The organism is Xanthocytophaga agilis (assembly GCF_030068605.1).
Lineage (GTDB): Bacteria > Bacteroidota > Bacteroidia > Cytophagales > 172606-1 > Xanthocytophaga > Xanthocytophaga agilis.
Genome location: NZ_JASJOU010000035.1, coordinates 1 through 9023, shown reverse-complemented (window position 1 = coordinate 9023; position 9023 = coordinate 1). Strand labels below are relative to the sequence as shown.

At 39.8% G+C, this 9023-nt stretch carries 1 protein-coding gene; it reads right to left on the bottom strand.

Annotated elements, in window-relative coordinates:
* Positions 1–9023: beta strand repeat-containing protein (locus QNI22_RS40015; RefSeq protein WP_314520278.1), on the bottom strand; the 9023-nt coding region annotated here is incomplete at both ends.

Below are 9023 nucleotides of genomic sequence, written 5' to 3'. Positions count from 1 at the left end.
ACTTCTGAGGCAGTTTGCCAGTTCAGATTCACCTGTTGGTCAACGGCTTTGCCTGTAAAATCAAGTAAGGTTACCGGAAGAGGATTATAATCTATCTCAGTTGCTAAAGTAAATGGACTGAAATTGTTTACCATACCTGTTGCACCTGTTACATTATATTGAGATCTCAATGCCCCCTCAGTGTTTCCAACAGTTCCTAAAGATGGATGGTCTGTAAATCCGGTCGCACCCAGATTTTGCCATTTTGTCCCATCCCACCGAGATACTCGTAAGCCCAGATAATTACTTGCGATACCATTGGTTCCTACACCTCCAGATTCAGGATTTCGCCATGTCAATGTCACATAAGCATTTCCAGTTGCTCCATTTTCCCGATTTACCATCCAAAACTCTTTAGCACTTGCATTACGAATAGGATTGGAAACACCTACTGTTGTTGTTTGCACAGCTACAATATTAAAACCAGAAGCTGTTGGATTAGAATAATAAAATTGACTGATGAATGGAGTTGTTGCACTTGTCATTCCTGAAATCCCACTTGGACGATAATAGGGTGTTGAACCATTCAGCAGGTGCCCAATCGGAAAATAGAATGTCCCTGAAGAAACCCGACCTACCTTCCGTACTGCACCAATCACAAAACTGGCATCACTTGCATTTATCACGTTAGCATTATCCCGAACAATCAAGACTTGACTTGTCGGTGATGAATTAAGGGCGATCAGATCATTACTACGAACTAAACCTTGCAGGAAGTTCATCTGATTAGATATCCCAACATTCGAGCCTAATGTCACCGCTACTGCTGGAATTGCTGTTGTGTTATTAACTGTCAGATTATAAAAATCCTGTGTTCCAGCTTCACTTGTATAATTTTGAACGCTTCGTGTAGTGATAGTTTGTGGAGTCGTACCTTCCATCTCCACTTCTCCTGCACGTGCATTAAAATTATTGTTTGGATGGTGATACCAGTTTCCTCCCAAATAGATTTTGTAGTTTGAAGTACTCATATCTACCAGGTTAGTTACACCTACAGTATTAACTGCATCCGGACCACCAATTGTGAGGTTTTGTCTTACACGGGCAGTGTTAGTAAAGGTTTTTGTTACAGAACCAGCTGCAGCAGGATTGACAAAAGAAATATTTGCATAGTTAGCATTGGAAATCTGGGTATTATTGAAAATCCCTTGTACTGGCTGAGCTAAACCTGCATTATATACAACAGTTGTACCTAACTCAAAATTGATATCATTATCATTTATTGTTACAAATCCGGTTGGGAATGTTGTAGCAGTTGTGGCTGTGCCCAATGTCAGACGACTTTCTCCAGTAGCTCCAATTACAGAAGCATTACTTGTAACAGCCCTGTTATAATTTACAGACTTAGTTGTATTGTTCATAGTAAACGTCTGTCCTGCTACTCCGCTAATCTGAAATCCATTATCAATAAAATTGTTATTTGGATTGATAATCAGATCACCACGTACACGTGTTCCTGGAGATAACGTTCCATTAGATTGTAATGTTTTACTTACCAATGAAACACCAGTATTACTACCATTTGTCAATACAAGATTTGCATATGTTGTGGTACCTGTACCTCCTAGTCCCTGAATAAGCTGGGCATTAGTAGAATTATATATTACCGTTGTACCTGCCTCAAAGTTTACATCAGATGGATAAGTTACAGTTCCATCACCGGTACGAAACCCGCCAGGGAATGTTTTGGCAGTACTAGTAGCATTACTACTTATCACAAAGCGGCTTTCTCCAGTAGTTCCAGTAGTGATACCTGTTTCTGGAATAGCAGTTTGAGTCAATATAGTCTTAAACATACTAAAGGTACTTCCTGAAGTTCCTGTAATCTGAAAACCACCATCTGCTAATGTATTATTTGGGTTAATAGTTAAGTTACCTCGAACTGTAACCGATCTGCTTTGCAGCGTCTTTACAACCGGGAATACAATAGTAGCAGCAGGAGGTGTATTTGCGGGATTAGTTAGAATTAAATTAGCATAACGGGCTGTAGTAGTGCTACCTTGTAACCCAGCTACTTGTTGAGCAGCAGCGGCATTATACACTACCGTTGTACCTAGCTCAAAATTCACATCAGCATTAGTCATACCATATCCTGTTGGGAATGTGGTTACAGTAGCAGTAGCATTTCCTAAGGTGATTCTACTTTCTCCACTAGTACCTATTTTAACTCCATTCGTTAATGCATCACCATTTACTGGATTAGGAGCCAATGTTGCATTTCGCATCATAAAATTATCAGTTCCGCTAGTACCTGCAATCTGGAAGGCATTATCAATCAGGTTATTATTTGGATTAATGACTAGCTTACTCCGAACCGTAATTCTGGCATCCAGTGTTTTAGACACTACTTTTGGCGAACTGGCTACTGGATTGGTCAATACCAGGTTGCCATATTGCTGAGAAGCTGTAGCAGAACTTAAACCTTTCACAGTTTGTGCTACTCCTGCATTATACACAATTGTTGTACCTGCATCAAAATTCAGATCTGCATTCACATAATTTGCAGGGAAAGTAGTAGCGACAGTTGTACTCCCTAAAACTAATTGAGATGTACCAGCCACCGTTGAGGTAGTTGTAGCATTTTGAGCTGTCAAATCCTGGATTGCATCCGAAACAGACATTCTGAAGATTTGTCCACTAGTACCTGTAATTTGTCTTCCATTATCAATAAAGTTACTATTTGGATTGATAGTGAGTGATCCTCGTACTGTTGTAGCAGCAGTAAGGGTTTTATGTACCATTACTGGTGAAGTCACTGTTGGGTTCTGAATAATCAAGTTACCATACTGCTGAGAGGCAGTAGCAGAACTTAAACCTCTGACACTTTGATTAGCAGCAGCATTGTAAATGACATAGCTATTGGCATCCAAATTTAGATTTGCATCTGTAAAGTTTAGTGGAAACTGAGTGGCACTATTACCTACAGTTGTTTTGCCTGTATTATTTGCAGTTGCATTGTATCCTGTTCCAGTAGTCGTAGCCACAGCCATTGCTCCGGAACCCAAAGTTAAAACAGAGTTAGATCCAAGAGTCAATATTCCAGAGTTGTTACCAGTAATCTGGAAGCCATTATCAATCAAATTGATTCCTTGTTCCAATGTCAAATCTCCCATTATTTGCAGCGTTCCCAATGCCAAACGTTTTCTTTGACTTGAACTTAGAGGACCTCCTCCTCCATTTGCATTTCGGAAATATAAGTTACCATAGACTGGTAATGCACTTATATCCTGATGACCATGAGAACTATAGGATACTGTACTTCCAGAAGTAAGGAAGATATTAGCAGCAATATAGTTAGTAGGGAACACTGTAGTTAAAGGAGCATTGTTGTTATTTCCAGACCATGGAGTTGCTGTTCCTAAACTTAATACTCCAAAGTTACTAATATCCAAACTACCTGTAGCATTTCCAATAATCTGGAAACCATTATCAAATAGACCACCTTGAGAAACAGACAAATCGTTATCTACAGTAATACCACTATTAAATGGTTGGTTACTATTTACAGTAGTACCAGGATTACCTCCACTACCTCTCTTATTTTGAATAACTACCCAGCGGAAGGCATTGCTAACACTACCATTATTTATATCTGTTGGTGATGGCTTGGAACCTCTGTTGATTACAAGGTTCCAGAATGGACTAGTAGCGGCTACAATGTTTTGTGCGCCATTTACAGCATCCTGTCCGTCAAAAGTAACTGTATTTCCACCATTGTGGTAGAACATACTTTGTGGGTTTGGATTTGTAGGAGGAGCAATAATCCAGTTACCACTCAGGTTTATATCATGTCCATTAGCTTTTAAATTACCATTCAACAATGAAACATTTCCTCTCCTTACACCACCTAAATCAGCGGCATTAACAATAATATCACTCTGTAACCTATATGTGGCGCCTACAGAGTTTACTTCTATAGGACCTTTAAATTCAGTTATTGGTCCTCCACCTTGACCATCGGCATCAATAATCTGTTCTACATTACCTTGTGAAATTGGATAACGGAAAGAAAACAACCCTTGGAACCTATTATCCATCTTTGGTTCCAATGTTAAGTCACCATGTACCCAAATTTCATTGGTAGTAGCATCTGAAATCAGGATAGATCCTTGTCGGATGTTTGTTGCCCATGTCATGTCAGCACAGGTAGCAGCAGGAATATCTATAATAACCCTATCATAATATTTAGAGCCAGATTGTGCCTTATTACTAAACGAATTATTATCAAACAACACGTCGTTCAAACTACTAGGAATACAACTACCTCCATTTCTTCTAGACGCGGTAGTCAAAGGTAAAGATGACCAGTTACGAGGATCGCTCCATCGACTGTTTCCACTTAAATTGGTTGCATCTCCTCCTACCCAAACCAGAGTTCCTGTTGTTGGAATAGAAGTAAATGACATATATGTTGTGGAACAACTATTTCCAACATTGGTACTATTATTTGCAGTGACTGTTCTTGGTCCAAGTACATTTAGGTCACGCGCTAATACATAATTCCAAGCTTGATTACTATTGAATGTAATGTCAGCAAGATCACCTGGAATACTTGCATTAATTTGTCTCCAGATGTTACAGTTTCCTGAAGCACTAAAGGTACCAGTAACAGTAGAAGTTGCTAAAGAGGTAAACTCAAAGATACTATAATCATTCAACGTTACATTGGTGTAACTGTTAGGTGTTGAATTATAAAATGTTGTTCTGGCTTGTTGGTTTAAAACAAGATTACCGGAGAATGTATAAGCTCCTGGTCCTGGTATTGGTTCATTGGCAACATTGGTTTGATTTCCTCCAACAAACCAACCAATACTTTCATTATCAAATGTCATTGTACGTGAAGCAGCTAAGGTTGCAGCTCCACTTACCCGATAGATGACAGAAGTACCGTGGAAATTAACATCTCTGTTAAATGTAGTAGCCCCACCATTGGCACCAAAATGTACTGTAGGTGTTACCCTGTTTACATTTAAACCCGTAATATCAACTACACCATTAAATACGTTAGCTTCTGTAAATACAAATGCATTATTTGCATCTGATGTCTGGGCCACAGTAAAATTCTGCTGGAATATATTATCGCCTTCAAATCTGAATCCACAATCACTACCAAATGTCACTGTACCAGTAAAGATATTGTTATTAGGAGAAGGCTGTGAAGATCCTACAATACGGCGCTGATCTGCAGCATTAGCACTCAAGCCACTGGCAACCGATATTGTACTATATGTCTGCGGACAAGTTCCATCAATAAAAAACTGGCCTCCATTTACATTGGTAACTTTACGGAAAGTTGTGCGGTTAGCAACACCATCTGTCACATTATAATCTGCCGTATGAATATCAACATCTGTACTTTGAAGGATAATGTCAGGCATTGTTCTTAATGTTCCAGTAGTACGTGGAGAACCCGGATTTGTACCCCAGGTTGTATTATCTCCCAAATATGCTTCAACCCATCCATTAGTACTTGCAAAAGTGATGGAAGATGTAGCTCCCGGAGTCACAAATGTAAATTTATCACCTGTAAAGTCCAGCCCTCTGCTAAATCCATTTGCGCTACTACCTGTAATACTTATAGCAGAGTTTTTAATGTCCAAAACACGGTCTGCAAAAGTTCCAGATGATTTATCAGCATTTAAGTAACCAGCAGACACTGCGACACTATTTGTATTTAATGTACCAGACTGCAATCCTAATTCACCACTAACAATAAATGATCCGGCACCTGAGATAGTCCAGGTTACACCTGGGCTATTGAAAAGAGCAGCTGGTAAAGCAGCTGTTGTACCGGTAGGTACTGTAATAGTTCTTGTTGTGGATGTATTTGTTGCTCCATTGGTTGTAAAATGTACAAGAGCAGCAGTATTATTTCCACTCATTGCCATTCCGGCAGCTAATGTCAAATTACCGTTTATCTCTAATTGATTACTAGCAAAATCCATAGTAGGAGCTTTAGCAGTGACACCACCTGTCCAGGTCATATTCCGACAAGCTGCCAAGGGAGCAGTAATGTCAACACTTGCAGTCTGGCCTGTAGCACTGAATGAATTCAAATCGAAAATCACATCATCTGCAGCTGTTGGGATACATGCCCCACCAGAACCACCTGAGCTTGTTGACCATGATAATGGGTTGCCCCAGTTAGATGTACCACCAACCCAATATAACGTACGTTGAGTTGTAACGTTATTGTTATAAATAACATTTACGTTATTAGGTGATGGCGGTATAGTAGTGTAATAAGCATTGATTGTAGAACCATTGGCATTGATATCCTGAACCAGCACCGCATTATCAAAATATTGTACTGCTGAGAAATTTACATTTGCCCGGGAACCTGCTGTTGTTGCCCCCACTGTCACAGGAGAAGTACATATGGTGTATATATTCATATCTCCTGAGAATGTAGCCAGCCTTGCACTACGAAAATCCCAGTTCACACCGTTACCTGTCAAGCTGTTGATGGTAGCAGATGCGAAAGTGCTATTTCCATTATTATTAAGTATAAAATTGCTAGAAGAATTAACAATTACACTTGCAAATGTATTGTTACCTGTACCTTGGAAAGTAGTATTACTAGTATTTCCAATTGTCAAACTAGAAGAAAAGCTAGTAGCATTATTGAATATAATATCTACGTTAGCATTATTTGAGGGATTCAGAGAAACCGCACCTGTAAAGGAAGTAGTTCCACCTGTAGAAGCAAACTGTAATTCAGCCCCCCCTGTATTTGCTAAATTGGCAGTAAATGTACTGGAAAACAAGTTGGTACCTGTAAATTCAATATCATTAGCCCGACCGGTTCCAGTATTTAAATCGACTGCTCCATTAAACGTATTTGTTCCATTAAAAGTAGCAACTGTACCCGTACGTCCAGCTGTAAAAGTAACGGCAGAGAAGATATTATTATTTGGTGAAGCAGAACTACTACCATTAAAGGTTATCACATTGTTACTTCCATTAATAGTAATGTTACCATATGATTTTGGAGCTACACCATCTACTATGAAACTATGGTCAGTATTATTACTAACATTAATATTTCCAAAAGTAATTCGTTCTGTTGTAATACTAGTGGAAGTTTTAATCGTTATATCTTTGGAACTGTTAAATACTAAATTTGGTAGGGTTTTACTCTCTGTTCCTGCCTCAATTATTATAGGTCCAGCATTGGATAAGGTAATAGTAGAAGTTCCAGGATTCAATGTGAAATTAGAGCTATTGCCTTGCAGATCTAGTACGGTTCCTGTCCCATTTATTATATGTCCTGTTGAACTTCCCAAACTTAAAGTGCGTGGCAAATCAGAAGCATTGTTTACTGTTAACGTACCTGCAGTGATACTTCTTGTGGTTGCGTCCAATGTTCCAGCAATCAAATTTAACGTATTCAATACTATAAAAGTATTGGAATTCAAAGCCCAAGCACCACCTTGCCCATTAAAATCAACATCTGCTAATGTTTTTCCACCTGAATTGATAGTTCTACCTGTAGATGTTGCAACAAAAACTACTTTCCCAAGGAAGGTACTTCCAGTACCTGTCTGAGTCATACCTGTAATCATAGTCAGGTTACCCGCAATAGTTAACGTACGAGCAGCAGCTCCGGCAAGAGTAGGTGTGTTGGTTGCACCTGTCCAGTTCATAGACCGGCACACTGCATCTATATCAATTGTTACTATCTGGCCAGTCGCAGTGAACGAACCCGTAGTAAAATTTACATCATCATTGATAGTAGGAATACACTGTCCACCTGTTCCACCAGGAGCTAAACTCCAGTGATTGGGATCACTCCAGTTTCCGGTTCCGCCAACCCAGTATAAAGTACGGGCAGGAGAAGCACCAAAACTAAAAGTAATACCAGTATTATTTCCATTATTAACACCATTATTAGCAGTCAAGTTTGAAGTACTATTCTGGATATCTTGTATAGTTGCTCCATTCAATGCCTGAGCACTGGACAAAACTACTCTTGCCTGACTACCAGAAGTAGAAGACCCAACAGTTATGTCTCCACAACCAGGAGTGGAAGTAAAGGCTCCTGTAATTGTGTTTGTACCGCTACCTGAAGGATTAAATTTCCATGTAACATCGTTTGTCCCATTCAAACTGACAGAAGCAAAGCTATTGTTTCCTGTATTAGCAAAGCTGACATTTCCAGCATTGACAGTTACCGCTGAAAACGTATTATTTCCACTGCCACCAAATAACAGACTTCCTCCATTCATAGTGGTGGCACCTGTGAAAGTATATCGTCCATTCAAAGTCTGTGTACCATTAAAGGTCACATTGTTCAAAGTTAATCCTGCACCCAATGTACCTGTGATTGTTCCATTCGCAATCAGGTTATTCCCTGCCCAACTACCCCCTACTGTACCCAGGCTCAATGTCCCATAACTCTTTGTTGAACTACCTGTGATATTCAGTGTGGCATTGGTAGCTCCACTTAACAATCCTAACGAGTGAGTAACTGCTCCATTGCCTGTTGCAATGGTAATTATTCGGCTGGTGCTGGCTGGGAATGTAAGCCCTCCTGCAATTGATTTAGCTCCTGTACCCAGATCCACATTCACATCTGAGATATTATCCAAAATCATCTTTCCACTTCCACTCACACTCATGGTGTTGGCTAAGATCAGACTGTTTCCTTTCACTGTCAGATCTACTGCCATATTCAAGGTAGGATTATTGGCCACACTTGCCCAACTCATTGCATTACAAGTTGCCCCTGTGGTCAGTGTTAGTGTACGTCCTGTGGTGGTAAAGGAGTTGGCATCAAAAATTACATTATCCAGTCCAGTTGGTACACATTCTCCTCCTGTACCTCCTGAAGTTAAACTCCAGTGAGAAGCCTGATTCCAGCTTCCACTGTTGCCTACCCAATACAAAGTGCGGGCTGAAGCAATACTGATATTGGTGTTGTTAGTGCCTATCCCATACAACATATTCAGAGCAGACCCTGTATTGTTGATATTGGAAATATT